The 2,084-nt window shown below is 42.7% G+C and carries 3 protein-coding genes; 2 read left to right on the forward strand and 1 reads right to left on the reverse strand.

Annotation, left to right across the window (positions count from 1 at the left end):
* On the reverse strand, window positions 1-768 hold a 768-nt coding region (locus R7D93_RS25080; protein ID WP_318129538.1), incomplete at its 3' end, for a chemotaxis protein.
* Between the two features lie 265 nt (window positions 769-1,033).
* On the opposite strand from R7D93_RS25080, the gene ppiC reads away from it, so the two are divergent.
* The gene (gene ppiC / locus R7D93_RS25085; protein WP_005375342.1) at window positions 1,034-1,312 is read left to right on the forward strand and encodes a peptidylprolyl isomerase PpiC; all 279 of its coding nucleotides are present in this window, start codon (window positions 1,034-1,036) and stop codon (window positions 1,310-1,312) included.
* A 537-nt stretch (window positions 1,313-1,849) separates the two neighbouring features.
* The coding region (locus R7D93_RS25090; RefSeq protein WP_318129539.1) for a DUF3360 family protein at window positions 1,850-2,084 on the forward strand (235 nt) is incomplete at its 3' end.

A 2,084-nucleotide genomic window follows, 5' to 3' on the forward strand; every position in this document is an offset into this window, starting at 1 on the left:
CAGAATGCGGTACGAGTGATTAAGAGCTGAGTCATTTTGCACTTCAAACGCTAACTCGTAACCATCCAGCCCCGGCATTTCAATATCACTGACCAGAATATCTATTGGGCGGTTTGCTTCTGCCTCATTTTTCATCAACTGCAGTGCATCTGAGCCATTTTTACAAATTTGATAGGAGATATTGATGCTATCTAGCGCGTCACTTAATTGCTTACGCGCAATTGATGAGTCATCCACCAACAAGATATTCAGTGCTTTGAGACGTTCACGCTCTACATCCGTCAGCATCGGGATATTCGCGTTTTCATACTGCGGATAAATTTTAGAAAGCAGTAGCTCGACATCGAGCATTTGAACTGTTTGATCGCCATAACGAGTGATACCCGTTACGAAGATGTTTTTTCCAGCGCTTGCTGGTGGTGTTTCAATGGCTTTCCAATCACATTCGATGATCTTCTCTATGCTACGAACCATAAACGCAACCACAGTGCGTAAACAGTCGGTCACGATGAGGTAGCAGTTTTTGTATTCTTCTTGCGTAATTGGACGAAAGCCAACCGCAGCTGACATGTCGATAACTGGAACGGTGAGATCACGAATGGTCACCGTACCAATCACATGGTGATGGGAATACGGGATTTTTGTGGTTGGCATGTAGGGTACAATTTCACGAACTTTAAGTGTCCCTATTGCGAAGTTTTGTTGCAGGGTGAGCTTAAACATCAACATACCCTGAGATTGATTCGCCTTACTAACGACTTTTGCCATGAAATAACCTTATAAATGCCACCGATTTGTGTCTAATCATATCTTATAAAGCGACAGCTTCAACCGTATAGGAAGTAAATGTGAGCTTTTTAAGCAATCTCTTTATAAATCGAGGTCAATATTACCCGTGTTGCACAGGTTTTCATCACCTAGCCAAGTGTTTTTGGGGCAAGCCATGGCCTAAAATGGGTAAGGTGGAGAAATGTTTGGCGCAAACCAGTGTATTCGGTAAACTTGCGCCACCAGAATAGTGAGAGATAAACACATGGCAAACACAGCAGCCGCATTGCACATTCTTGTTAAGCACAAAGAACAAGCTGAAGACATCATCAAGCAACTGAAAAAAGGCGCTAAATTCCAAACACTAGCGAAAAAATATTCAACTTGCCCGTCTGGCAAACGTGGTGGTGACCTCGGTGAGTTCCGTCGCGGTCAAATGGTGCCTCAATTCGACAAAGTTTGTTTTTCTGGTGAAGTGTTAACTCCGCACTTAGTCAAAACAAAATTTGGCTGGCATGTGGTCAAGGTTCTCTACAGAACATAGCCTCTACCCAGAGCTCATGAGCTGACTTTCGAGTTTCTCGAACGCCAGTACATACGAGCAGAAATCATGGTAAGCACGAATTGGCTTACCATGATTCACTTATTCTTGCCCAAAATCATTCAGAGTCAGAAACTCTATTTAGTTCCTTTCACACCATTACTTCTAATGGCTTCAAGCTGACTGCAAATAAACAACGTACCTCAATAGCAACCCTTACGTTCCCCAAAAACCTAGTATTTAACAAACATAAGTTGGAGCGACGACCGTTCTCCCTTTGACTTACCTTGAGAAAACAACTCATACAAGAACAACGCACACTAACGCATTGTTAAATTAATGTTTAATAAGTGAGAGTTTTGTTGCTCTTTTACTAATGTCTAATATTCCTACCGGTAGCAACACATGCTTAATAAGTGCAAATCAATAAAGGTGCTCGATAGCAGCTAGGGTGTGGTCTCGTATTGGTCGAAGGTTTGTGTACCTCGCGAAACTCTAGTTGAGATGGTTTAGCTTTGAAACGTAAAAAAGGATAACTCAATGTCTGACTCAAGTAAGACTTTTTACAGGGATGTGCGCAAGAAACCACATGAATTTGAAAGCCGAGAAGACTTTCTAAACCATGATTTAACCGTTATGAGCTTTCGTCGCTGGGGTATTCATTTGCCATCGCGTGATTACAGTATTGAAATCGAAGATTGGGTACCAGCGTTAGCCGCCACCATCGGTAAAGTGGTTATGGTGACCGCCATGGTTGCGGCCTTTGCCGCTCAGT

Source organism: Vibrio sp. YT-15 (assembly GCF_033337445.1).
Taxonomy (GTDB): domain Bacteria; phylum Pseudomonadota; class Gammaproteobacteria; order Enterobacterales; family Vibrionaceae; genus Vibrio; species Vibrio alginolyticus.